Genomic DNA, 24,370 nt, shown 5'->3' on the forward strand with positions numbered 1-24,370 from the left:
CCGCAACACATTTCATGCCGTGAAGGACTTCGGACAACGAGTCCCATTCATCGGGCCAGTCGCGGATTTATACGCGGCGGGGTTGTGTGATCCTCCAATCCTGTCAAATCCTTGACGCGGGCACGGCCTTAGGCCGTGCTTTTTTTGCAAATCATGCGGCACGGATCGCATCGGGCTTTCATAGCTCATGGCTCTTCACTGCACAGGCCTTCGCGACATGAAGTTCCAGTTTTTTCCAGGCGGTCAATGATGAATTCTCGATTTGAAGTGGGAACAGGTCGTCGACGAGCTAACGCCCAATCGACGAACCGCCATCTTTAGATCGAAAATCACCCCCGATCGCAGAGAGGGAAAAGTCGATTCCGGCCGTAACACAGAAGCCGCGGAAAATCGTCCGCCTTCCACGTGAATCCGGGCTAGTTCGGTACTTGCCCGTTTAGCAACAATCCCACGCCGAACCGCGAATCACGCTGCAAAAATTTCCCGGCCGGAACGACGGATCTTTATCCACGATAACGTCGGCTTTGACGTTCCCAAAAGTCGTCTCGGGCTTATGTTTGATTCCGTCGTAGAAAGCCTGGATGATGTCTTCCTTGAAATTTCCGCCACGCGGATGCTCACGCACTACCTGCTCCCGCTCGGCATCGCTGTACTGCGAATATGTCAATCCGAGCACGTCCATTTCCACACCGGCAGTCACGAGAGCAACGACCGGGTGCATGTGTTGAGGAATGCCCGGCGTGGTATGCAATGCAATCGCTGTCCATACAGTGTCGATGTCTTGCTGCGATATGCCATGTGTCTTCAGGAAATCGCGCGCGGCATTCGCCCCATCCACTTCGAATCGCTCGTCCCGGCTGCTGTGTTTGTGCGTCAGACCCATGTCATGGAACATGCAGCCGCAGTACAACAACTCCGGGTCGAACTTCAGGCCCCGCTGTTTTCCGGCCAATGCACCGAAGTAGTAGACGCGACTGGAATGGTGGAACAACAAAGGCGAAGCAGTGTCCCTTACCAGCTCGGTTATTTCGCGCGCTATCTTGCTGTCGGGAATTGAAATTCCGTCAACGTTGAAACTCATGGGTGATCTCCTGATAAGTGAACTGGCGTTGGTTGCGGCTGAAGCTCGAACCCCTGCGCCGTCCGCGCGTGGGTTCGAGCAAGCGGATAAGAGAGTGAACTCATCTCCCCACCGGCGTGGGAAGAAGCTTGAGATCCGACTATCAGCTATTCGGATCGGCTTAAAGCTCCGGCTCGGAACGGACGGCCGTTGTACCTGGTGCGTTGAGCGACTCCAGTGCCAGACGAACTCCCACCCCGTACGCAGCATCAGCTCGGGTGCAATGCTCGATATGCAACTCACGGATTGGCGTCGATACGCCGTGCATGGCCCGAGCCGTGTTCTCAAACAGAACCGTCTGTTGCTCGCGTGACATTAGACGGAACAGATCGCCCGGCTGCGAAAAGTAATCATCGTCGACCCTGTGATTCCAATGGTCGGCAGCACCCTCGATAGACAAAGGTGGCTCGCTAAAGTCAGGCTGGTCGAGCCATGCTCCCCGAGTGTTCGGGTTATACGAGGTGGTGCCGCCTTTGTTCCCGTCAACTCTCAAAACACCATCACGGTGGTAGCTGTTGTAGTGCGTCGCGGCACGCGGCGAGTTGACCGGGATCTGATGATGATTGACGGTGAGACGGTAGCGCTGCGCATCGCCATACGAGAACAGACGGCCTTGCAGCATCTTGTCGGGAGAGAAGCTGATGCCCGGGACAACGTTCGCCGGATTGAACGCCGCCTGCTCTACGTCTGCAAACCAGTTTTCAGCGTTCACGTTTAGCTCGAACTCTCCGACCTCTATCAACGGGTAGTCCTTCTTTGACCAGACCTTCGTCAGATCGAAAGGATTCACCTTGCAATTCGCTGCTTCGTGTTCGGGCATGATCTGGAAGTACATCTTCCAACGCGGAAATTCCTTGCGTTCGATCGCCTCATACAGATCGCGATGATGTGTTTCGCGGTCGGCGCCGACTACTTCGACCGCCTCTGCGTCCGTCATATTTTCCACCCCCTGCTGGGTACGCATATGAAACTTGACCCAGAAGCGCTCGTTACTGGAATTGATCAGGCTAAACGTGTGGCTACCGTAACCGTGCATATGACGATACGTACGCGGAATCCCACGATCGCTCATCACGATGGTGACCTGATGGAATGACTCTGGAAGCTGCGTCCAAAAGTCCCAATTCCCCTCGGCACTGCGCAGACCCGTTCGCGGATCACGCTTAACCGCGTGGTTGAGGTCCGGAAATTTGAGCGGATCACGCAGGAAGAACACCGGGGTGTTATTCCCTACCAGATCCCAGTTCCCTTCCTCGGTATAAAACTTGAGGGCGAAGCCACGAATATCACGCTCGGCATCAGCGGCGCCACGTTCGCCCGCAACCGTCGAGAACCGGGCGAACATCTCGGTGCTCTTCCCAACCTCGGAGAAGATCTTTGCACGCGTATATTTTGTAACGTCGTGAGTCACGGTAAATTTTCCGAACGCACCCGAACCTTTCGCATGCATACGCCGTTCAGGTATCACTTCACGATCGAAGTGTGCGAGTTTCTCGAGAAACCAGACATCCTGAAGCAGAGCCGGTCCACGAGGCCCCGCGGTCATCGTGTTTTGATTGTCCGGCACCGGTGCGCCGAACGCAGTCGTCAGCTTGCTCATCAACATTCTCCTAGGGTTCAAGTTGGCGTGAACTATCGTTTCTCTGGGGGGATACGCTCATGGAACTACTTGATATGAGGGACGGGAAAGGTGATCGCGGAACCGCCGCCGTGCCTCAAAAAATCTCACGGGCACGCCGGAACACACATCGAACGGCCTTCAAACCGATCGCGAGGACCGAATGACTACGGCGCTATTGCATAGTCCAATCTTGCCGCAAATGGATGGCGGATGACATAGCAGGACGGCCCATGTTCCGGGACACCAAAAAATCCGTTCCGCGTAGAGATATTGGTCTTCGTGGGGAACGGATAACGTGATCACATCCGCTCGCGCGAGCTGCATGAGTATGAAAGATGGAGATCTGTCGGCACGGACAGCTCGGCGATCGGATGTCGGACCTCACAGTCGTGTGAAAGTAAAGACCACAGCGCTGCTCTCGAACTGACGACGTCAGCGCTCCGCCCTACGACGGATGGACACTGACATATGCACTTGTCGCTGTCGGGACGCTCTGAACGCGAGACTGTCGCGTTCGAGCATTGGCTATCGAACGATGGAACCTAAATGGATTGGATGTTATGAAACTTACTGAAAACACAATCTTCATTACCGGCGCAACGTCTGGAATCGGTCGCGCGCTCGCCGAAGCTTTGCACCGCAAGGGCAATAAAGTCATCATTAGCGGACGCCGAAAAGCCCTGCTGGATGAAGTTGCTGCGGCAAACCCCGGGATCGACACCGTTCAGATGGACGTCACAGACCCCGCTCAAATCGCCGACGCGGCGAAAGACCTGATCAAAAAGTTTCCGTCCCTCAACGTCGTTATCAACAACGCCGGGATCATGCCGCTGGACGATGTAACGGGACCGCTAAACGACGCCGAGTCGATTCACCTGATCAACACAAACCTGCTTGGACCGGCTCGCATAAGCGGCGCGTTTGTCGAACACCTGAAGAAGCAGCCCGAGGCTTACATCATCAACACCAGTTCGGCGTTGGCCTACATTCCGTTCTCCGTTGCGGCACTGTATTCAGCAACAAAGGCGGCGATTCATTCTTACTCGCTTTCCCAGCGTTTTGCATTGCGTGACACGTCGGTACGGGTACTTGAGATCGCACCACCATGGGTTGATACGGATCTGGTCTTCAAGAGCGGAGACCCACGTGCAATGCCGCTTGAGGTGTTCATCGAAGAAACGATGGCGCTGCTGAAAGATGCGACTACTGAAGTCACGGTAGGCACTGGCAAGCAACTCAGAGATGCCGCTGGTCCCAACGAACATGGCTTTGTGAATCATCTGAACCAGATGATTGCCGATAGTCCTTTGCCGACCGCCTGACGCACGCCGGAAGAAACATCGGCAGGCGAACAGCTGCAACAACCTGCTCTGTCGCCTGCTTCACCTGAAATGCGTCTGTCGCCTTTCGTGTTCCACGTTGTTTGCGCCGCACTTTGATTTCGCGTGCGCTCACGCTCAATGAGACCGGGGCCGCACGAACAGCATTCGTGCGGCCCCGGCGTTCATGCTCCCGCCAGATCAGGCATGGCTACCGTCCGGCAGCGCCGGCGGCGGTTCCTGCGGATGCGGCTCGATCACATGCGTGCCCGCCGGCGGTTCATCGTTCGGCGGCTTCACTTTGAACCAGATCGCGTAGAGAGCAGGCAGGAACACCAGTGTGAGCACCGTGCCCACCGCTGTCCCGCCGATCAGCGTGTACGCCATCGACCCCCAGAACACCGACGTGGTCAGCGGGATGAACGCCAGCACCGCCGCCATCGCCGTCAGCAACACCGGCCGTGCACGCTGCACCGTCGCCTCCACCACTGCGTGATACGGGTCCATCTTCTCGTCGTGCACGTTGTTGCGGATCTGCTCGATCAGGATCAGCGTGTTGCGCATCAGGATCCCCGCCAGACCAATCAGGCCCAGAATCGCGTTGAAGCCGAACGGCTGGTGGAACAGCAGCAGCGTCGCCACGGTCCCGATGATGCCCAGCGGACCGGTCAGGAACACCATCGCCATCGTCGGGAACGAGCGAGTCTGCACGATCAGCACCAGCAGGATCAGCATCAGCATCACCGGGAAAATCGGCGCGAGCGCCGCATTCGCCTTGCCCGCCTCCTCGATGTTGCCGCCCATCTCGATCTTGTAGCCCGGCGGCAGTCCCGCGATGATCGGACCGAGTTGCTTCTCCACTTCCATCGACACCTGCGGCGGCTGCATCGTCTCATCGATGTCGCCACGCACCGTAATCGTCGACAGTCGATCACGGCGATGCAGGATCGGCTCCTCCGGACGCATCTCGATGTGACCGATCTGACTAATCGGCACCACCCGCCCATCGTGATTCACCAGGTTCATACCCGACATCTTCGACGGGTCCAGACGCGTGTCGCCGCCGCTACGTGCAACAAGCTCCACCGTCCGGATGTCCTCGCGCACCTGCGTGACCGGAATACCCGTGAGCAGAAACTGGATCTGCTGCGAGGCATCCTCCGAACTCAGCCCAATCTGTCGCAGCCGGTCCTGGTCGAGCACGAAGTGCAGCGTCGGCACCCGTTCCGCCCAGTCCTGGTTCACCTGGCGCATGTGCTTGTTCGCCTGCATCACCGCGAACACCCGTTGTGCGATCGCCCGAACTTGCGTCTGGTCCGGGCCCATCACGCGAAACTCTACCGGGAAGCGCGTATAGGGGCCAAACACCAGTTGCGTCACCCGCACCCGGGCCTCCGGCGCCAGACCATCGGCCACCGCCTGACGCATGCGCAGCTTCAGTTGCTCTCGCGTTTTGGCATCGGGCGTGAGCACGATGATCTTCGCGAACGACGGGTCCGGAAGCTCCGGGTTGTACGCGAGGAAGAAGCGTGGCGCGCCCTGTCCGATGTAGCTGGTGACGACTTTCGCCTCCGGCTGCTTCTTGAGCCACTGTTCAACCTCGACCGTTGCCTTGCGCGTCGCCTCGATGCTCGTACCTTCAGGCATCTGCACTTCGACAAGCACTTCGGGACGGTCCGACTCCGGGAAGAACTGCTGCTTCACCGCACCCATGCCCAGGATAGCCAGTACGAACAGCACCACCACCGTACCCGCCACCCAGAACTTGTGGTCCACACCGGCGCGGACCAGTCGCCGCATGCGCTCGTACATCGGCGTGTGATAGATCGAGTCGTAACCGTGCGCGAGCGGCTTGATATCCGGCAGCAGCTTCACCCCGAGATAGGGCGTGAAGGTCTGGGCCCCGAGCCACGACGTGAGCAGCGCGAACGCCACGATCCAGAAGATGTTGCCCGCGTACTCACCGGCGGTGGAGCGCGCGAAGCCCACTGGCGTGAAGCCGATCACGATGGTCAGCGTGCCGGCGAGCATCGCGGGCGCCACGTGGTTCCATGAGTAGGTCGCCGCCCGTATCCGGTCGTAACCCTCCTCCATCTTCACCACCATCATCTCGATGGTGATGATGGCGTCGTCCACCAGCAACCCCAGCGCAATGATCAGCGCCCCGAGCGTAATCCGGTCGAAGATGCGCCCCGTCACACTCATGATCACGAACACCACGGCGAGCGTAAGCGGCACGGCTGCGGCCACCACGATCCCCACGCGCCAGCCCAGACTCACGATGCTCACGAGCATCACCACGCCCAGCGCGACGAAGAACTTCAGCATGAACTCGTCGACCGCATCCGCGATGTTCACGGCCTGGTCGGTGATCTTGCTGAACTTGTAGCCGACCGGCAGCGACGCCGAGATCTTCGTCTGCTCCTGCTGCAGCGACTTACCCAGTTCAAGACCGTTCCAGCCATCCTGCATCACCACGCCCAGCGCGAGCGACGGTACGCCGTTGTGACGGATCAGGAACGTCGCCGGATCCTCGTAGCCGCGCGAAACCTCCGCGATGTCCGAGAGTTTGAGCGTGCGTCCCTTTGCGACGATCGGCGTATCGCGGATCTTCTGCAGGTCGTTGAGTGCGCCGTCGAGACGCGCGTACACCTGCGGACCGTTGGTGTCGATCGACCCAGCCGGGGTCACCGCGTTCTCCTTCTGCAGCGCGGCGAACACATCCGCCGGATTCACCCCCAGGTTGGCCAGGCGCGCATACGAGAAATTCACGAAGATACGCTCGGGACGCTCGCCCAGAATCGTCACCTTCTTGACGCCCGGCACCTTCAGCATGTCCTGGCGGATGTTCTCGGCTTCGCGCGTCAGCAGTCGCGGCGGCAGGCCCGGCGCTTCGAGCGCGTACAGCGCGAAGGTCACGTCGGAGTATTCGTCGTTCACGAAGGGGCCCAGCACGCCCTGCGGCAGCTTCGCGCTCTCGTCGTGGAGCTTCTTGCGCGCCTGGTAGAACTGCTCCGGCACGTCCTTGGGCGGCGTCGTGTCCTTCAGCGTGAGTTGCATCAGCGCGAGGCCCGGCCGCGTGATCGTTTCGACCCGGTCGTACCAGTCCAGCTCCTGCATGCGTTTCTCGAGCGGCTCGGCCACCAGGTCCTGCATCTCCTGCGCAGTCGCACCCGGCCACACTGCCGTCACCGTCAGCACCTTCACCGTGAACGCCGGGTCCTCGGCCCGTCCGAGCTTCAGGAACGTCAGCACCCCGGTCAGAACCAGCGCAATGATCAGGAATAGCGTGACGGCCCGCTCCCGCACCGCTACCGCGGAGAGATTAAAGCCGCTCATTTTGTGTCCCCTTGCGCGCCGGGACTGCCGCTTACGTCAGCACTTCCTTCCGTCCACTGTTGCGTAGCAACCCGGACCTGCTCGCCATCGGTCAACTGATGGGCGCCGAGAGCCACGACCTTCTGGCCAGCAGAAAGACCCGAAGCCACCGTGGCGGTCTCGGAACCGGCGGAGCGAACCTGGACGGGGCGATATGTCAAATGCCCATCGCTTCCGATCAACCATACGCCCGGGCCTTTTCCGCGGTCCAGAATTGCGCCTAACGGGACAACCATTTCGTTCGCGTTGTCAGCTCGCTGCAAGCTAACGGTTACTGTCGCGCCGAAGGGCGCGTCCGCGGCAGCTCCGCTGAGCACATAGCGAGCGGCATAAGTGCGCGTGAGCGGGTCGGCCGCGTGAGACAACTCTCGCAGCTTCGCGGGGAAGCCCCCCGTGCCGTCGCCGCCGTACAGCGACGCCGTCGCGCCAGAACCGAGCTCCGGACGGACCATTTCAGGCAACGTAACAAGCGCCTCGCGCGGACCGTCCTGAGCCAGTACGAGCACCGTCTGGCCTGCGTTGACGACCTGCCCTGCATCCGCGTTCCGGCTAAGCACGACGCCGTCGACGTCAGCCCTGAGGATCGCGTACTCGTCTGCATTACGAGCAAGCCCGGACTGCGCCTGCGCCGCCGCGAGTTGCGCCTTTGCGCTGCGTGCCGCTTCAACTGCCAGATCGTAGTCCTGCGCAGAGACCGCACCCTGCTGCACCAGACCTTGCAGTCGCGCGAGATCGGCGTCGGCCTTGGCTGAGCGTGCATGCGCCGCGTCGACTGCGCCCTGCTGGGCGGTAACTCCCAGTACGAGATCGTTCGGGTCGAGCCGCATCAATGGATCGCCTCGATGCACGTGCTGACCGACGTCGACATAACGACGGATGATCTTGCCACCGACCCGAAATCCAAGGTCGCTCTCCACCCTGGCGGCAATGACACCGGTAAAGCTACGATCGGAAGTTCCCGCAGGCCTCACCGTAAAAGATTCTACGAGCGGCGGCCCGGTACGCGGATCGGCGGGGTGCGACTGGCTGCAGCCTGCAAGTACCCCGACAACGCCAAGTGTCGCAGCCCGGCGCAAAACGTACATGTGCATGATGGCGCTCCATCCAAGAATGAGATAAAGCGACATTTTGTTGTCGAGTTACGCATGTGTCAACTCGTAACTTGAAAACTTAAGGGGCAAGACTGCGTAAAATGAGACTCGCCACGGCAGCCAGCGCGGTCTCCAGTTGCTCACGCGAGCGATACTGCAAGGCGACCGGGTGCGAAAACAGTCGAAGCCCCTCGGCAATACCTGCCGCGACCTCATCGAGCGGCGTCTTTCGCTCGAACTCTCCGGACTCTCGCCCCGCTTGCACCAACTCCCGCGCCATGGTTTGAAGCGCGACTTCGTGAGCGGTCGCGGCACTCCAGGATTCTTCCATTGCCGAGATCACCAATTCGTGCAATCGCGTGCCGTCGAAAAAAATCGCAAGACTTCGCTCCAACGCAAGCTGCATGAACCGGCGCAGCCGGTGGGTCGCGGCGCCAGGCCCGTCGACGACCTGCCGCAACTCGGCGTCCATCTGACCGAGCACCGTCGCAGACACCGCTTCCCCAATGGCCTGCTTCGACCTGAAAAACCGATAGAGGTACGTGCTGGATACGCCGATAGCCTTGCCGAGATCCGCCACGGAGGTTTTGCGGTAACCGTACAGACGAAAATGCTCGTCCGCCGCCGCAATGATCTGGTGGCGCCGTTCATGGTCCGCGCTGCCGCGCTGCCCCGAGGTCGGCGACTCGGGCGGCCGGTTGGGTGATTTGTTCATGCAACGGATTATGACGTCAATCAGACATTGACAGGAAGTTACTATTTGTTGAAAATGTAACTTTCCTGTTCGGTGTTAACTTGCCATGCGTGCCACAATCAAAATGAGTGCCAGTTCAGCCAGTGCGCTGTTCGCCGCGGCCGTCCTGCTGGCAGGATGTGCGGTGGGCCCCGACTATCACAACCCGTCGGTGTCCTTGCCAGCGACCTTCGCTCACGCCCCCGAAGTCGCAAGCCGTGCCACGGCCCAGCCCGGCCCTTCGCTCTCCACCTGGTGGCAGGGCTTCGCCGATCCCGAAATGAACCGCGTCATCGATATCGCGCTCGCCCAGAACCTCGATCTCGCCCAGGCCATGGCCCGCGTCAGCGAAGTCCGCGCCGGCCTCGAGAGCGCACGCTCCGCGCTACTGCCCTCCGCCGAGTTCGACGCCCAGGCCGCTCGCGCCCATCTCTCGCTCGAAGACCCCAACGTCGCCGCCCAGGCCGCCTCGCTGCCCGGGTACAACCGCAACTCCTACGACTACAGCGTCACCGCCGGCGCCACCTGGGAGATCGATCTCGCCGGCGGCCTGCGACGCAGCGCAGAAGCCGCACGCGCCGACTACGAGGGAAGCCAGGCGGCCATGGTCGCCGCCCGCCTCGAAGTCATCTCCTCCGCCGCCGATACCTACGTGCTCACGCGCACGCTGCAGGCGCGGCTGCAACTCGCCCAGCAGGAAACCGCCACCCAGCAGGACCGGGTCCGCCTGGTCGGGCTGCTCGCCGCGCGTGGTCTCGCGCCCGACTTCCAGCTACAACAGGCAAAAGGCGCACTCGCCGCCGTGTCGGCCTCCATGCCCGCGCTGCAGGCCGGCCTCGTCTCCGCCCGCAATGCACTCGACGTCCTGATGGGCCGCAATCCCGGTACGCCCGACCCCGCGCTTGATTCGGCCGCACCGATTCCCGGCGCGCCCGCAATCAATACCGCCACCGGGCCGGCCGAACTGCTGCGCCGCCGCCCCGACATCGTCGTCGCGGAGCGTCGCCTCGCCGCATCCAACGCCCGTATTGGCGAAGCCCTGTCCGATTACTACCCGAAGTTCTCGCTGTCCGCTCTAGCCGGCTCGACCACTACCGTCGGCGGCCACCTGTTCGAGTCGCCCGCCAACGAGGCGCTCGGCGTGTTCGGCCTGCGCTGGCGCCTCTTTGACTTCGGTCGCGTGGACGCCGAGGTCAAGGCCGCGCGTGGGCGCAACGCGGAAGCGCTCGCCGCTTACCGCCAGAGCGTGCTGCAGGCCAGCGCCGACGTCGAGAACGCATTCTCCGCGCTCGCGAAGTACGACCAGCAGCAGCAGATCCTGAAAGACGGCGAGAACTCGCTCGCACAGGCACGTGCATCGACCTCGGCTGGCTACCGGAACGGCAGGAACAGCCAGCTCGACCTCGTGGAAGCCGATGCGCAGCTTCAGCGCATTCAGGAAGCGCGCATCCTCGCCCAGTCCGCAACCGCCCGCTCGGCGATCGCCTCGTTCAAGGCCCTCGGCGGCGGCTGGGATGCCGACCCCGCCACAGCACCGCAAACCGTCGTGAGCAACTAAATGTGCGGGGCGTCCGCAAAGCTTCAACGGACGCAAGGAAAGAAAGCGCTCTCGAAAGCCGGCGACGCTTTCGTCGACCGCGGCGATCGAGAAGCAGCACGGCCCCCTCTGTTTCCCGCATATCGGCGTGATCAGAGGGACGTGCATTCGATGATCAACCTCGCACCACGTCCGAAGGTCGCCGATTCATGCATACCCACCTTCTTGAACGAACGGGACGATCATGAACGATATGAAGACTGTCGTTTCGACCGAGCGGGTCCCGCCGGCATCTCGCCTGGATTTCTGGACGCGCCACGTGAGAAGTCATTTGACCGAACTGGAGTGCTCCACTCCTATCGACGGCGACTTCCTCGGTTCGATCGTGGCCTATCCCGCTGCCCCGGCGGGTTTAATCGAAATTGAAACGGCCACCCGATGGATTGCGCGGGCAAATCCAACTGCCACGTCAGCCAACAAAGAGCGGGCCTTCGTATGTATCCAGATCAAAGGGGTTGCCATTGTCGAGCAAGACAGCCGTCAAGGGATTCTGCGTGCTGGGGACATCACCCTGCTCGATGCATCGAAACCCTTCGTCGCGGACTTTTCACTCGAAATGGCCCAACTGGTGCTCCAGGTGCCCCGGACTCTCATCCGCAAGCAACTGGGCACGCTGGAGCGCTTCGTAGCAACGGTCGTGCCCTTCGAAAGCCCATTGGGGAAAATGACAGGCGGATTCATTCGCGCATTAACTCAGAATTTCGAGCAGTTCCCCCCTGAGACCGCTCGACGCCTCAATGAACAGGCGCTCGATATGGTGGCCATGGCGTTCATGTCGGTATTTGATAGAAATCAGCCGGCAACGTCTTCTGTCAGCCGATCGATGCTTGCTTGTCGCGCACGGGCGTTTATCGAAACCAACCTCCGGGATTCCTCGCTCTCGCCGACGGACGTTGCTCAACATCTGGGCATTTCGACACGCTACCTAAGCAGCGTCTTTGCCGGCGACGGGCTATCTTTCGAGCGCTTCGTCCGGGAACGGAGACTGCACAAATGTGCAGGGGACCTGAAGGACCATGGCCAGGCGATGCGGCCGATCGGCGATATTGCGTACGCGTGGGGCTTTAATAATGTGACGCACTTCAGCCAATCTTTCAAAACAACCTTTGGAACGACACCCAGAGACTTTAGAAAACAGGCTGCGCCGCAACGTTCAGTCAATTCCTGACAACAAGGCCGGGGGCGAATTCGAATGACCCAACTCGCCCCGGCTTCGAAAACGGATAAGTGCGAAAATCGTGAAGAGCATAATCAACCTGCTTTCATTCGGGTCGGCGCTGCCCGGCGTTGCCTGAGTCTGCAAATGACAACGCTGCCAGACTATTTATCACCCGTTGCGCGTCAGTGCCGACTTCGCGAGAGAGGTCATTCATCGTGCTCTCCCAGAGTTGCATTGCGACCTCAAGTAAATCCCGACCTTGCGGGGTAAGCTCGACGCGTCGGAAGCGGCGATCGCGCTCCACATGCAATTCAAGCAGCGCGCGGCGCAGAAGAACGCCGATCTGAGCCGAGACGCGCGTCTGGTCGCAACCCAGGTTCTTAGCTAATTGCCCGACAGACAGGTCAGTCGTGCCCCGCAACTGCTCCAACACCGAGAACTGCACGGGGGTTAACCGCATCGGCTCGAGAGCGAGGGACAGGCGATGGTGCAGCGTCCGAAAGCCACGCTGGGCAAGCATAAATTTACTCGATATGTGCCCGGCATTGGCGAACTCCGCATTCTCTTCCGAGGGATCGTGTTCTTGCATGATAGATCTTCGAACTACATCGGTTAAACAGTCGTATGGAGCGAGGGGGAGCGACTCTACGTCTATCATCGTCGATGATCCATACGTCGTTGCACTCATTCGGAGTTGAAATGAAAGTTCGGAGGCCGCGAGTCGGCAACCATGTCACGCCACGCAGCGTGCAGACAGCGGGTATGAAGACGTAGAAACATCAAAATTGCAGCAGCGTTGCTTTACGCCTCCCGAGTCGGGGTGCAAGCCACCTCTGGAAAAACTCCGCCACCTCCGCAAGTACGTGGAAGTTCGACGCCACCGTCTCGTGTGAGGCATTCGGGCAATGAAAAATTTCCGTCGGCACGCCTGCGGCACTCAATTGGCTGGCGTATCTCTCACTTTCGGCATGAAGAAAATCGCTTTCCGGGGATCCGATAAACGCTGGAGGCAGTCCTTTCAGGCGCCTTGACTCAATCGGTGCCGCGTACGGATGCATCCCTACCACTGGATCAGGCAGATACGCTCGATACCCACGCGCACACTGGCGAGCGTTCAGATCCGAGGTCCGAGCGTCCCAATCTCCCGCAACCCGTGTCAAGCTCGGGTCAAGCAAAGGTGCGAGAAGCGCTTGAGCTGATATCTTGAATTCTGCTCGGTCGCGCACGACAGCGGCGAGACATGTTGCAAGGTTTCCGCCGGCATCGTGACCCGCCACTCCAATTCTCCCGGGATCTGCGCCCCAGGCTTTTGCGTTCCTAACCGCCCATTGCATGGCAATAAAAGTGTCCTCAAGGGCTGTTGGAAACGGAAACCGCGGCGCCAGTGAATATCCGACGGATACGACCCAAGCGGGTGTGATGCGCGAAATTTGCGTGGCCGCTTCTGCTGCGTCGTCCAGACATCCACTCGTAAAGCCGCCTCCGTGAAAGTAAAGCACGATAGGTAGCCCTTTCCCATCGTCGGGCCTGTAGCTCCGCATCGCGATGACCTGCGAGTGCCCCACCAGAGAAAGTACTTCTGTCCTGATCGTCGAGTCGTTTCTCACGTACATGTCGGATTGGGCGCTGGCGCCCTTTTTCGTTTGCCAAGGACGTGATTTTGACGTCTGGCACCTTTCCGATAAATGCTTTTAATCCAGAACACAATTCGCCAGCGTGGAACAATAAATGTCCGCACCCGGTTCTCCAGGCTTCGCGACATTGTTCTTGCCGCCCCGCGACGTCACGCTGGACAGAGGCCAGCCTTCCATCAGCCCGGCGAGCGGCTCAACTTCTCAACAACACATTGGCGTACTCGCGCAAGCCCTCCACTGCGGAAGACGACGCCACCCGACTGACGAAGGCTGCGCTCAAATCGCAGACTGGTACGTTTGTACAACAGATCACGCTCATCGCTTTCAAGACCTAAGTCGCCCTTCGTCGCAACGCGGTCGAACACCGGCAACAAGATTTGTGGATTTGTTCTATACTCCACATCACGATCTTCCCATGCGAAGGTATGGGGTTGCAGGATTGAATGAGCGCGGAGCGATTTGTGGACCCAGGTGGCCGGGGCGTATCGCTTGTAACGCACGAAGGCTTGAGTATGGCGAATCCGCCGAGGCTAATTTAGCTAACCTTCACGCTGACCGCCGTTGAGACATGACATCGATCCAAGCCTCCTTGACGACTTATTGACGGCCTCTTTCTACCCGACAATTCGCACTTCTATCAACCCGAACGGAAAAAGTATGAACATCTCAACAAAAGCGCTGCTTGCCCTGCTTTTCGGCGTCGGGCCGTTACTCGCAAATGCGCACGACATCCCGAATACGGAACCCGCGGTGATTTCTCATAGCATTGACACCGGGCGCAAAACCACCGGAATAACTGAAGCGGGAAATTCTCCAGAAATGGCGGATGATCTAGCTCGGACGACTCGCTCCACAGAGTACCGTGGTGGCGCTGCGGGACGATCCACGGCAGGCTCCAGAGCAGTGTTCACGCCGACCTCATATTCGCCGCCGGTTTATATCATCCGTTGAACTGCTTCGCTGTTGAATAGATGAAGTATGCGGCGGCGCCCAAGGAAATCAGCTGACGAGAAGTTCCGAGTAGCTGCCGGTACGTGCACCGCGAATCGCGCACAAAATTTATCTTGCTGGATGTAAAGTTCCTTGGTTTCGTTCGCGAGTGCCACCGGCGCCGCCAAGGTTTCTTCCAACCTGTCATCCGGGAAGCGCCCAGAGAGACCTATGGCCGTTTCGCCTTCTCCGGCGCAAATGCAGCGACAAACACAAGTGTTTTCACGTTGCGCAAGCCCTCTGTCAGCCCAGCCTTGCCCGAAGTCGGCCGAGCGAGTCGCGTTGACGAAAAAACACACTCAAGGAGCCAGATGTGATCAAACAGATCCAGGTTTCACAGGTAACGATCTCGACAACCAGACCGTTCGATGACGTGATCCATGCCTTCGAGTCACAAGTGGGTTCGCTGGAAGAAACGGACTGGCAACAGGTCGTTTCCGACTCGTCTGATAAGGGCGCCTTTGAGCAACGGATCAACGAAAGTCTCGGGTCGAGTGGCTTCACACGATTTTTGACCGTCGACCACGGGAAATGGATGGCGCTGCAAGGACACCCATCCAGGTTTGTGACGTATACCATCGGCAATCCGTTCATCGCGATCACGATGCTACGGCATGATGTTGAAGCGGGACTCGATGTTCCCGTACGAATTGCAATCTACGAGCATCGCAGCGGTGACACAAGGTTCACCTACAACATTCCATCCAGCTTATTGAGTGGCATAAACAATCCCTCGTTGCACGAGGCCGCACTAAAGTTGGACTCCAAGCTCATGGCGCTCGCGGAATCAGTCACGGGATCTATTGCCTGATAGTTGCCCGATAGCGGGATCGCCGTCCGTCGATGGAATCTCGCACCGTCTAGCGGGGCATCTGCGTCTGGCCGAATGAGGTCAACGAATCCAATCGGTGGGTAGATGTCAATCAGGATCAAGCGCGCTGGCGTGTCCCGCAATGGGTCTCGTTCAAACTCGCATTGAGTTCTGCCTCCGCTGCCCTAGCCGCATCATTTGCCAAAGTCGCACCGCCGCTTACGAGTGCACCAGCCATCGCGTCATCCAGCAAAATCATCTATCGACGCGATAAATTCACTGAAATCGACTTCCGCGTCTGGCTGGGGATTCCATTGCCGGCTTTCTAAACCAACCGATCGCGTTGCAAGCGCACGAACTCAAGTAACCGCTCCTTGTGCCTCCTCGCAACAAGTCGGATCGGTCATTGCGAAACTTAATTTCCCCTGAAGCCTTGAGAAAAGCGCATCCGTGGAGATACCCCGGACGTCTCGCTGTCTATGCTGTTTTTAGACTTTAATCGCGAGCGGCCCTTCTCTTACCCTCGTCCCCAGGCGAGTCCGTCGCGCTGGAATTGGTATCGGCCGAGCAGCGAGTCGACAGGCAATTGTCTTAACTCAAACCGTTCTGTACAACGTCCGCACTTTCGCAACATTTCACGGAGACTTTCATGCGGCGTTCCGCGACGCTCACCGCCGCGAAGGTGGCAACGTTGAGCAATAACGCAATAATTCCAACGTTCACGTCACGAACTCCAGCCGGTAACTGCCGTAGCAGTGTGCTTAGATGAGCATTGGCAAACGTCATGAGCGCAACTGAGATGGTCCCAACACCAATTCCGGCAATCGCGCCCCTCGCCGTACCCGGGTTTCGTCGCAACAAGCTGGCGAACAATGAGGGTGCAAGCTGAGCAACAAAGTTATAGCCCATCAACAGCAGCGCCACGACAGTCTGGTTCCCCGAAAGCGCAAACACAGTACTAACGACAACGATAATCGGCACTAGCGCCTTTGCCAGACGACCTGAATGATCGTCCGCGAACCTGGGATAGGCAGTAGCCAGAACGTTTCTGGAAAGAAGGATGGCTGTTGTGAGTACCAACATTGACCCAGGAACAATTGCACAGAGCGCTCCCGTAGCGCCCAAAACTGCAATCATCCAGGAGGGCAATGCTTGCATCGACAGCGCAAACAAGCTCAGATCTGCTTTCGATCCTTTCAGTTCGGGCAGCACACCGACCGCGGTAAAGCCCACGAGAAATACCAGGGCGAGTAAAAGACTATAGATAGGAAGCAGGCAAGCATTGCGGCGCAATATCGCCACGCCACCCGATGTGAAGGTAGCGGCAAAAACATGAGGCCACATAAAAAATCCAAGCGCCGACAGAATAATAGTCGAGCTGAACCAGACGGCACTGAACCCGCTTGACGAAATCGCCAGAAAGCCCGGCCTACTGCTGTCTAACGAGGAAAACATGGCAGGAATGCTGCCGTAGAAGTGGATAGGAAGGAAGAGACCGAGAAAGACGACAAGGCACAGAATTAACACGTCCTTGACCGACGAGACCCATGCCGAGCCGTGCACGCCAGACAGCAGCACGTTCAACCCAATGGCGACGGCCCCCAGTAGCACCCCTACCGTCGGAGAGAGCGCACCGTATGAGGCCGTGCCGATAATTATCCCCATTCCTTTCAGTTGCAAGACGATATACGGAATGAGCGCGATGATTCCGACCACAGCCGCAAGCACACTTAAGGCTCGGTTGTCGTATTTTTTTCGCAAGAAATCCGGCAAGGAGACGAGTTGATGTTTCGTGCCGTATCGCCAGATAAGCGGCAAGAGCCAATAGGACAGCGTATATGCGATGCATTCATAGGCCAGGATGTAATACACGGCCCCGCCATGCCCATATGCGAACCCACTCGCGCCGAGCACGGTGAATGTGGTGAAACTTTCGCCAGCCATCAGCAGAAAAACGAACAGTGTGCCAAATCGCCGATTTCCGACGCTCCACTGTTCGAAGTTCATCTGCCGCCCCACGCGCGCGACGGCGCTCAATAGGACCGATGCCAGAATCGTGATGACGATGACAGACACAGAAAGATTCACGACCGCTCTCCACTCTCGGCGTCTGCCTCGGAAGGGCTAAGCAGGTTGATCAAGAATAAAGCCAGAGACGCCGCTATCACACAAGCCACGATCCAGAAAAACAGGAACGGCATGCCGAAAACAAACGGCCTGACCTTATTTTCAAAGAATATTCCGACGAATATGCCTACACACGGGAGGACTGCGATGTAGCCGATCCATGACATGACTCACTCTCTGAGAAGAAACCGTGCATGCTCGGATTCGGTCTGAATGGGTAACAGCTTTCGGACGAGTTCCACCCAGTACGACACTCCGAGGTCAACGAGTTGATCGTTAGATTCATGCTTAGGATGCTGACGCTGGTGTGACGCTCCACCTTCGTCACTGCCCAGCCAGACATAACAACCGGGTCTTTCCCGCACGAAATACGAGAAGTCTTCAGCAGCCATGGACGGCAGCATGCTTTGAAAAACATTGCCCTCCCCGACCACGGTCTCCGCTACTTTTGCTGCGATCCGCGCCAGTTCCAGATCATTAATGGTCGGTGGATAGTTCCGTTGATACCGGATGTCTACGGTCGCACCGAAAGCCGCCGCAACCGAGCGAGAAAGTTCACGAACTCGCAATTCCAGCACTTCCAGCACGGACTCTTTGTGCGCACGCACTGATCCGCTTACCGTCACTCTTTCGGGATGCACATGATATTCATACCCGCCGTGAATTTTTGCAACGCCCACCACCGCAGAGTCTCGCGGGTGGACATTGCGTGTCGGAATCGATTGTAAGGCCGTCACCAGGTGAGAAGCCGCCAAAATCGAGTCAACGCCTTCCTGAGGCATCCCTCCGTGGCAGCCCTTGCCGATCACATCGATATCAAAATAGTCGACGGCCGCCATGCACTCGCCGCTGTGCACTGCTGCGGTACCCAATTGCAATCCGGGCCAGGCATGAAGGCCCCAAAACGAATCGACAGGAAAACGCTCAAGCAATCCGTCCTCGAGCATGGCCTTCGCGCCGTAGGACCCCTCGTCGGCGGGCTGAAAAATCAGGATGAGCGTGCCGTCGAAATTTCTGGAGTCCACAAAGACCTCGGCGGCGCCCAGAAGTATCGCCGTATGAACATCCTGGCCGCGACCGAGCATTCTGCCTTCGCAAAGAGAATGATGTGCGACATCTTGGTGATCGGGAATCTGCAACGCGTCCATGTCCGCCCTCAGCCCAATTCGCAAGCCGCTCGACTTCGACCTCCCTTCGATCACGCCCACCACACCGGTCTGGCCGATGCCCGTGTACACATCTACCCCGAGCTCTTTCAGACGTGCAGCAACAGCAGCAGCCGTGCGATGCTCTTCAGGCACGACGCCCAGACCTCCGCACACATGCCGCCGAACCTGAACCAGGTTATCGATCTCCAATTCCGCTTTCATCATGATGGTAGCTCCATGGCGCGTCAGGTCGGATCGCAAGGTGGGCCCGCAGTACGCTACATGCTTTGTGTTTCTATTTAATGTACGTATCGTAAACTTATATGTCAATGCGGTAAACATATATGTCACATACGAAAACGGCGTGCGCCCGACTCCGCTCTCACACCCACTCAGGAGTTTATCCGCTCTCTTGATCGGTTGTGCGCTCGACGTACGAATGCATGCATTTGTGGGCGTCGACACTTTGCCACATTTTCGTCTGCTTAAACCTCGAAGATCTGGAGATTTGTACGCTCGACGCCTCTCTTTTCGTTACTTCACGTAAAGTAAATATATGGAATGGCGTATACAATGCACGACTGTGGCACGAAACGCCTTGAAAAATAATTCGGGAGCGCTATGAAGAAAGCAAACACTAGCCGGGAGATCCCCGTCGATACAGCCTCGGAGGTCGATCAATCACTCGAGAAGACCGCCCCTACCCGGGGCCGGCCTCGGTCCGAGGCCGCAGCTGCGTCAGTTCTCAACGCGGCGTATGCATGCGCTGCCCAGGAAGATGCACGCAACGTAACCATCGAGGCTATCGCCAAGGCATCCGGGGTCTCGAAGGTGACGATTTACAGATGGTGGGAAGACAAGCAGGCGCTGCTTACCGACGCCTTCCTTTGGCACATCCAGCGTCAGGTTCCGCTTTCAGAAAGCGGCGATCCGATTCGTGCGATCCATCGGCACGCGGTCCTGTACCTCTCGCAATTGAACGGAGAGATGGGGCGTGTCCTGAGGGTAGTCCTCGCCGAGTGCCTGACGAAGTCGGGTGACACATCAGTGTTTTGCGAGCGCTACCTGAATCACCGGCGCGAGCTTGGCGGGCGCGTAATCGCGGCCGGGCAACGTTCGGGCGCAATCCCCTCGAAACGCTCACCGTTTCTTTTGTATGACCAGATCTACGGAACGATTTTTTATCGATTTGTGTTCGGCTTCCCGGGCCTGAACACCCGATTTGTCCGTGAGCTCATCGAGCACACGTTCCACGGCCCATGAATACTGAAAGGCGTGCGCGGACGAGTTGCCAAGCATGCAACTGCGGCGACAGAAGCACGGTCCAGCGGCGGGTTAATGTCGAATGCGGAAACGAGGTCGACGCGTTTATCGACATCGCGTCTAATCTGGGTGATGCCGCAGTGAAGTATGCGGATGGCCAACAATGCGAGGTCTCCCGAAAGTTGGCCGCCCTGTGTCGATAGCTCTCTGCGAGATCAATGCACGCCATCAAGGAACGCGTTGGCCTCTGCCACGAACAGGTCGTGATACTGAAACAACGAGCCATGCCCCGAGTCAGGATAAAGAATCAGGCGCGCGTTCGGAATATGTTGGAACAGCACATACGAGTTGACGGTGGGAATGATCAGATCGTGGCTACCGTTCACGATAAGTACTGGCTGCTTAATCGCCTCAAGTTGCGCAAAATTGGAAGTCGACATTCCCCACGTGATCAGCGCCTTGGCCTGCGCCCCGATCGACTCCTGCGAAGCCTGCTGCTCGACGTCAACGGTATGGTTGTTACTCCGTTTGACATACGCATTCCCCGCAGCGATACCCGCATCAGTCGCTGTAAAGAACAACGCCACCTTCGGATGAACCTTCATTTCGCCGGCCCGTTTAATCCCATCGGCGATCACGCTCTGGAGATCCTTGATACCCTCGCCGCCTTGCGGTCCAGCACCGACGAGAATCATCTTGCGGGGGAGATCCGGACGATCGGCGACTATTTGCTGGGCGACCGAACCGCCAATCGAAAACCCGAGAATATCAACCGACTTCAGGTTCAACGCGTCGATGAATCCTTCCGCCAGATGCGCCATCCCGGCGACAGAGTCCGGCGCCGGGCCAGCCGATGCACCAATGCCCGGATTTGCCAGAATGATGACGCGACGTCGCTTGGCAAGTCCATCGATCAACGCGGAATCCCAATCGTCCATTGTCCCCGTGAAGTGCTGCAACAACACCAACGGCGGCGCGTTTTCACTGGCACCGAGGCTACGGTATGCAAGCCGGACACCATCAACGGTTACGTATTGGTTGGGCGTATTGACGTACTTTTCCGCAGCTTCTGCGGCACCAGGCAGTGCCGCGCTGACCATAGCAAACGCGCCAACCAAACCACCCACCAGCCAGGAAGAGATTTTCATAATTGGAATCCAGTAAAGACATACATCTTTGATATCTCGATGAGAAGAGAACGCTGCCTGCATCCACCCTGAAACCGAGGGGTAGCTTTCATCAGCGCACTTGCAAATTGCAAGTTCAAGACTCTAGGGTATGGACTTGCAATTTGCAAGTGGATTTGGATTATCTTCCAGATCGCCAGATTCGGTGTTTGCCGATCCACGGTCGTGCGGAACGCACGTTAGGGATCACACGAGTCATGAGCGCCGGCGCAACTCCAGCCGCGCTGATAATTGGGATCGGACGTGCTTGGGTCTTTCGAGGCGCAAGAGACGATGGCCGCACGAACAGGATTTGTGTGGCCACGGGATCGGCGCTCCGCTACATCAGGCGTCGCTACCACGTGCCGGACGGCACGCCGAGCGCCTCAGTACGGAGGAAAACGTGCAAATGCACGATGGCGCGCTATGAAAAATGAGCGGCTATTTTGGTTTTCATGTTACGTTTTCTAAAAATCGTAATACACTCCTTCTCTTGCTATGGAGCGAGACTTCGCAAAACGAGGCTGGCGACGGCAGCAAGTGCCGCTTCCAACTGTTCACGTGGACGGAACTGAAGGGCCACCGGATGCGCAAATAACCGCATTGCCTCCGATATACCAACGGCCACCTCGTCGATGGGCGTTTTGCGCTCAAACTCACCCGATGACCTTCCCGCCTGCACCAACTCGCGCGTCATGCCGAGAAGCACGGACTCATGTGTCGTCGCGGTGCCCCACGACTCCTCCATCGCGGAGATCACCAGTTCGTGAAGCCGGGTGCCGTCAAAGAAAATCTCCAGACTGCGCTCAAGCGTCAGTTGCATAAAGCGCCGCAAGCGTTGCGTCGCTGTGCCTGGCCCGTCGACCACGCTTCGCAACTCAGCTTCCATCCGTTCCAGCACCGTTGCGCAGACCGCCTCTCCAATGGCCTGCTTGGAGCTGAAAAACCGATAGAGATACGTGCTGGACACGCCGATTGCCTTGCCGAGATCGGCCACGGAGGTCTTTCGATAACCGTAAAGGCGGAAATGCTCATCCGCTGCCGCAATGATCTGGTGGCGCCGCTCATGGTCCGCACTGCCACGCTGGCCCGGAGACGGCGATTCGGGCGCCTGGTTGGTAGTCTTGTTCATGGCCACGATTATCCCTCAATACAAGGTTGACAGCGAGTTACTACTTTGCAAATATGTAACTTTTCGTGTGTCGGTTAGCCATCACCTATCGATGTCGTTGCCGGCGACCTTCGCTCACGTCCCCCACAAATTCGCAAACCGGGCCGCCGTGGTCACTCCCCGCCTCGAGGTCATTTCGCCGCTGCCGACACCCGACGATGATTTGCCGCCCCCTCCGCATTGCCTCTTCGTCAGCCGCATCCGGGAAAAATCGAAGCAATCAGGAAAATAAACGAAATCCACTTGCAAAACGCAAGCGAAACATTTACAGTGAATTCAACTTGCAAAACGCAAGTGAATAAACGAAGTGCAGACCGCAAATAGTTGAAGCACAGCGCTCCGCAGAATTGCCTCACTTACCTCTAAGCACAACGCGCATCTTTACAGGAGCTTTACCATGAACATGTCCTCTGGCTACGTGACCGCGCCGAATCAATATGTAACGGTTGATGGCGTGCGACTCGCATATCGCAGTATCGGGTCCAACTCGAACGTGCCGCCGCTGGTGTTGTTCCATCACTTCACCGCAACGATGGATGACTGGGATTCGGCGCTCATCGACGGACTCGCGAAGCAACGACGTGTGATTATCCTGGGGAACCCCGGCATCGGCGCCTCCGGCGGCAGCGCACCTGACTCGGTTGCGGAAATGGCGCGATTTTCCGCAGGCTTCATCGACGCACTTGACCTGAAGTCGGTCGACGTAATGGGTTATTCGATCGGCGGAGCCGTGGCGCAACAGGTCGCGACGGATCGGCCGGAACTCCTGCGCAAAATCATTCTGGCTGGCAGCGGTCCGCGAGGTGGCGAAGGCATCGCAAATCTTCAGACCGTGATCAGTACCGGATTCGCGCAAGCCGAGCAGATGAAAGTCCACCCCAAGGTGGCGCTTTTCTTCACGACGACAACGGCCGGCATCGCTGCCGGGAACGAATTCGTCAAACGCATTAACAACCATACCGTGGACGTTGAAGAAGCGGCATCCCAGGAAGCAATGGGGGCGCAGGCCAAGGCGCTGATCACTTGGGGCATGTCGCCGTCGAACTTCGAAGAACTCGCAAATATCAAGCAGCCGGTGCTCATCGTCAATGGCAAGCAAGACCTGATCATTCCGACCGTCAACTCGTACGTGCTGTATCAGCATCTGGCAAATGCACGCCTTGTTCTCTACCCCGAATCCGGTCATGGCGCGCTGTTCCAGTTCCACGAATCGTTCGTCACCGAGGTCAACACGTTCCTGGACGGATCGAATTGAGTCGAACGTCGCACGGTCTCCAGCTTGACCAGATTTCCGAAGAAACGGGAGCCCATGGCGGCTGCCAGCCTAACGAGATATACGCGAAATTCGAGCGACTCGACCGTTGAAACTTAGTTGACGACTGATCCGCATCGGGCCGAGCAGGTACAATCGTCTATCAGCATCATGATGCCGATGACGAAACTACCGCTCGGCCTGCTACCCGTTTTGAAGGATTGCTTAGAGGCACCGCGAAGCAGCAGTGAGCGTCACGTCCTTCAAGTCAAGAACAGGATCGTATTCAATGAAACAAAGGAATAACAGCAACTGCCCGATCTGCTACTCACTCGATATCTTCGGGGATCGATGGACCTTGCTCATCGTCCGCGACATGGTGGCTAACCACAAGCAGTACTATCGGGAATTTCTGGGTTCGGACGAGGGCATCTCCACGAACATCCTGGCCGATCGACTTAAAAATCTCGTCGAACACGGACTTGTGACGAAGGAAGACGACCCCGAAAACAGAAGCCAATCGGTCTATCACCCCACGGAAAAAGCCTTGGCGCTAGGACCAGTGCTCGAAGCCATCATGGATTGGGGACTTAAATATGGTCCGGAGTCGTTGACACCTCCCCCCGGATGGCAAGCGGGCACCGCGGCAAGTTAATCGATACGTAAAGATATGTTCATTTCGAATGGGCGATCCGGCTAACGGAACGTTGAACGACGAATTCAGCTACTCGCGCGAATATTCTGGCGGCGTCAACTCGATGCCGTCGCGCGTTGTACCGCCGCCCCGCTG

Annotated in this window: 19 protein-coding genes and 1 pseudogene; 9 read left to right on the plus strand and 11 right to left on the minus strand. The window is 58.1% G+C overall.

All coding sequences use genetic code 11. The features are described from left to right. Positions 1 to 436 precede the first annotated feature (436 nt). Positions 437 to 1,081 carry an HD domain-containing protein gene (locus HWY05_RS03310; RefSeq protein ID WP_176057376.1) on the minus strand — a complete coding sequence of 215 codons (645 nt, stop codon included), beginning with the start codon at positions 1,079 to 1,081 and terminating at the stop codon, positions 437 to 439. 160 nt (positions 1,082 to 1,241) lie between these two features. Beyond that, positions 1,242 to 2,720 (minus strand): catalase, encoded by a 1,479-nt coding sequence (locus HWY05_RS03315; RefSeq protein ID WP_176057377.1) that lies wholly within the window; start codon positions 2,718 to 2,720, stop codon positions 1,242 to 1,244. 581 nt (positions 2,721 to 3,301) lie between these two features. Here HWY05_RS03315 and HWY05_RS03320 point away from each other — a divergent pair. Next, complete coding sequence (locus HWY05_RS03320; protein ID WP_176057378.1) at positions 3,302 to 4,063, plus strand: SDR family NAD(P)-dependent oxidoreductase; 762 nt, start codon at positions 3,302 to 3,304, stop codon at positions 4,061 to 4,063. Positions 4,064 to 4,261: 198 nt separating this feature from the next. On the opposite strand, the gene HWY05_RS03325 is transcribed toward HWY05_RS03320, so the two are convergent. The 3 genes from HWY05_RS03325 to HWY05_RS03335 are packed head-to-tail and all read right to left on the minus strand — an operon-like array spanning position 4,262 to position 9,244. Next, entirely contained in the window at positions 4,262 to 7,399 is a 3,138-nt protein-coding gene (locus HWY05_RS03325; protein WP_051980895.1) for an efflux RND transporter permease subunit, read from the minus strand. Then, a complete protein-coding gene (locus HWY05_RS03330; RefSeq protein WP_347880796.1) occupies positions 7,396 to 8,565 on the minus strand; it encodes an efflux RND transporter periplasmic adaptor subunit in 1,170 nt (389 codons plus the stop codon). The genes HWY05_RS03325 and HWY05_RS03330 overlap by 4 nt, the downstream gene beginning before the upstream one ends. Positions 8,566 to 8,608: 43 nt before the next feature. After that, positions 8,609 to 9,244, minus strand: a complete 636-nt coding sequence (locus tag HWY05_RS03335; RefSeq protein WP_035558333.1) for a TetR/AcrR family transcriptional regulator — start codon at positions 9,242 to 9,244, stop codon at positions 8,609 to 8,611. Between the two features lie 85 nt (positions 9,245 to 9,329). Between HWY05_RS03335 and HWY05_RS03340 the strand changes: the two genes are divergently transcribed. Continuing rightward, entirely contained in the window at positions 9,330 to 10,820 is a 1,491-nt protein-coding gene (locus tag HWY05_RS03340; RefSeq protein WP_244146476.1) for a TolC family protein, read from the plus strand. A gap of 223 nt (positions 10,821 to 11,043) precedes the next feature. Continuing rightward, complete coding sequence (locus tag HWY05_RS03345; protein ID WP_035558337.1) at positions 11,044 to 12,027, plus strand: helix-turn-helix domain-containing protein; 984 nt, start codon at positions 11,044 to 11,046, stop codon at positions 12,025 to 12,027. 94 nt (positions 12,028 to 12,121) lie between these two features. On the opposite strand, the gene HWY05_RS03350 is transcribed toward HWY05_RS03345, so the two are convergent. Beyond that, on the minus strand, positions 12,122 to 12,607 hold the full coding sequence (locus tag HWY05_RS03350) for a MarR family winged helix-turn-helix transcriptional regulator (protein ID WP_156126738.1): 486 nt from the start codon (positions 12,605 to 12,607) through the stop codon (positions 12,122 to 12,124). 190 nt (positions 12,608 to 12,797) lie between these two features. Beyond that, positions 12,798 to 13,664: pseudogene (locus HWY05_RS03355) on the minus strand (alpha/beta hydrolase); the annotation flags it as partial. A 645-nt stretch (positions 13,665 to 14,309) separates the two neighbouring features. Here HWY05_RS03355 and HWY05_RS03360 point away from each other — a divergent pair. Further along, positions 14,310 to 14,603 carry a hypothetical protein gene (locus HWY05_RS03360; RefSeq protein WP_156126739.1) on the plus strand — a complete coding sequence of 98 codons (294 nt, stop codon included), beginning with the start codon at positions 14,310 to 14,312 and terminating at the stop codon, positions 14,601 to 14,603. A 352-nt stretch (positions 14,604 to 14,955) separates the two neighbouring features. Further along, positions 14,956 to 15,453 (plus strand): DUF302 domain-containing protein, encoded by a 498-nt coding sequence (locus HWY05_RS03365; RefSeq protein ID WP_176057380.1) that lies wholly within the window; start codon positions 14,956 to 14,958, stop codon positions 15,451 to 15,453. Between the two features lie 591 nt (positions 15,454 to 16,044). Here the strand turns inward: HWY05_RS03365 and HWY05_RS03370 are convergent. Then, positions 16,045 to 17,541: a sodium:solute symporter gene (locus HWY05_RS03370; protein ID WP_035558342.1), complete on the minus strand. Its 1,497-nt coding sequence runs from the start codon at positions 17,539 to 17,541 to the stop codon at positions 16,045 to 16,047. 209 nt (positions 17,542 to 17,750) lie between these two features. Beyond that, positions 17,751 to 18,953: an amidohydrolase gene (locus HWY05_RS03380; protein ID WP_231585064.1), complete on the minus strand. Its 1,203-nt coding sequence runs from the start codon at positions 18,951 to 18,953 to the stop codon at positions 17,751 to 17,753. A gap of 396 nt (positions 18,954 to 19,349) precedes the next feature. Between HWY05_RS03380 and HWY05_RS03385 the strand changes: the two genes are divergently transcribed. Continuing rightward, positions 19,350 to 19,991 carry a TetR/AcrR family transcriptional regulator gene (locus HWY05_RS03385; RefSeq protein WP_176057381.1) on the plus strand — a complete coding sequence of 214 codons (642 nt, stop codon included), beginning with the start codon at positions 19,350 to 19,352 and terminating at the stop codon, positions 19,989 to 19,991. Positions 19,992 to 20,206: 215 nt separating this feature from the next. Here the strand turns inward: HWY05_RS03385 and HWY05_RS03390 are convergent, their stop codons facing one another. Together HWY05_RS03390 and HWY05_RS03395 are read right to left on the minus strand one after the other, a co-directional pair. Then, positions 20,207 to 21,139 carry an alpha/beta hydrolase gene (locus HWY05_RS03390; RefSeq protein WP_176057382.1) on the minus strand — a complete coding sequence of 311 codons (933 nt, stop codon included), beginning with the start codon at positions 21,137 to 21,139 and terminating at the stop codon, positions 20,207 to 20,209. 514 nt (positions 21,140 to 21,653) lie between these two features. Beyond that, positions 21,654 to 22,289 carry a TetR/AcrR family transcriptional regulator gene (locus HWY05_RS03395; protein WP_035558348.1) on the minus strand — a complete coding sequence of 212 codons (636 nt, stop codon included), beginning with the start codon at positions 22,287 to 22,289 and terminating at the stop codon, positions 21,654 to 21,656. On the opposite strand from HWY05_RS03395, the gene HWY05_RS03400 reads away from it, so the two are divergent. The 3 genes from HWY05_RS03400 (at position 22,288) to HWY05_RS03410 (ending at position 24,235) form a co-directional block, all read left to right on the plus strand. After that, a complete protein-coding gene (locus HWY05_RS03400) occupies positions 22,288 to 22,560 on the plus strand; it encodes a hypothetical protein (RefSeq protein WP_176057383.1) in 273 nt (90 codons plus the stop codon). The two genes, HWY05_RS03395 and HWY05_RS03400, sit on opposite strands and share 2 nt — an antisense overlap. 165 nt (positions 22,561 to 22,725) lie before the next feature. Then, the gene (locus HWY05_RS03405; RefSeq protein WP_176057384.1) at positions 22,726 to 23,583 is read left to right on the plus strand and encodes an alpha/beta hydrolase; all 858 of its coding nucleotides are present in this window, start codon (positions 22,726 to 22,728) and stop codon (positions 23,581 to 23,583) included. 286 nt (positions 23,584 to 23,869) lie between these two features. Continuing rightward, the gene (locus tag HWY05_RS03410) at positions 23,870 to 24,235 is read left to right on the plus strand and encodes a helix-turn-helix domain-containing protein (RefSeq protein ID WP_051980909.1); all 366 of its coding nucleotides are present in this window, start codon (positions 23,870 to 23,872) and stop codon (positions 24,233 to 24,235) included. Positions 24,236 to 24,370: the final 135 nt, after the last annotated feature.

Source organism: Paraburkholderia sp. BCC1876, from assembly GCF_902833695.1.
Classification (GTDB): domain Bacteria; phylum Pseudomonadota; class Gammaproteobacteria; order Burkholderiales; family Burkholderiaceae; genus Paraburkholderia.

Coding starts and splice junctions, on each gene's coding strand:
- HWY05_RS03310 (WP_176057376.1), bottom strand. CDS start 1,081: ATGAGTTTCAACGTTGACGGAATTTCAATTCCCGACAGCAAGATAGCG.
- HWY05_RS03315 (WP_176057377.1), bottom strand. CDS start 2,720: ATGAGCAAGCTGACGACTGCGTTCGGCGCACCGGTGCCGGACAATCAA.
- HWY05_RS03320 (WP_176057378.1), top strand. CDS start 3,302: ATGAAACTTACTGAAAACACAATCTTCATTACCGGCGCAACGTCTGGA.
- HWY05_RS03325 (WP_051980895.1), bottom strand. CDS start 7,399: ATGAGCGGCTTTAATCTCTCCGCGGTAGCGGTGCGGGAGCGGGCCGTC.
- HWY05_RS03330 (WP_347880796.1), bottom strand. CDS start 8,565: ATGTCGCTTTATCTCATTCTTGGATGGAGCGCCATCATGCACATGTAC.
- HWY05_RS03335 (WP_035558333.1), bottom strand. CDS start 9,244: ATGAACAAATCACCCAACCGGCCGCCCGAGTCGCCGACCTCGGGGCAG.
- HWY05_RS03340 (WP_244146476.1), top strand. CDS start 9,330: ATGCGTGCCACAATCAAAATGAGTGCCAGTTCAGCCAGTGCGCTGTTC.
- HWY05_RS03345 (WP_035558337.1), top strand. CDS start 11,044: ATGAACGATATGAAGACTGTCGTTTCGACCGAGCGGGTCCCGCCGGCA.
- HWY05_RS03350 (WP_156126738.1), bottom strand. CDS start 12,607: ATGCAAGAACACGATCCCTCGGAAGAGAATGCGGAGTTCGCCAATGCC.
- HWY05_RS03360 (WP_156126739.1), top strand. CDS start 14,310: ATGAACATCTCAACAAAAGCGCTGCTTGCCCTGCTTTTCGGCGTCGGG.
- HWY05_RS03380 (WP_231585064.1), bottom strand. CDS start 18,953: ATGATGAAAGCGGAATTGGAGATCGATAACCTGGTTCAGGTTCGGCGG.
- HWY05_RS03385 (WP_176057381.1), top strand. CDS start 19,350: ATGAAGAAAGCAAACACTAGCCGGGAGATCCCCGTCGATACAGCCTCG.
- HWY05_RS03390 (WP_176057382.1), bottom strand. CDS start 21,139: ATGAAAATCTCTTCCTGGCTGGTGGGTGGTTTGGTTGGCGCGTTTGCT.
- HWY05_RS03400 (WP_176057383.1), top strand. CDS start 22,288: ATGGCCACGATTATCCCTCAATACAAGGTTGACAGCGAGTTACTACTT.
- HWY05_RS03395 (WP_035558348.1), bottom strand. CDS start 22,289: ATGAACAAGACTACCAACCAGGCGCCCGAATCGCCGTCTCCGGGCCAG.
- HWY05_RS03405 (WP_176057384.1), top strand. CDS start 22,726: ATGAACATGTCCTCTGGCTACGTGACCGCGCCGAATCAATATGTAACG.
- HWY05_RS03410 (WP_051980909.1), top strand. CDS start 23,870: ATGAAACAAAGGAATAACAGCAACTGCCCGATCTGCTACTCACTCGAT.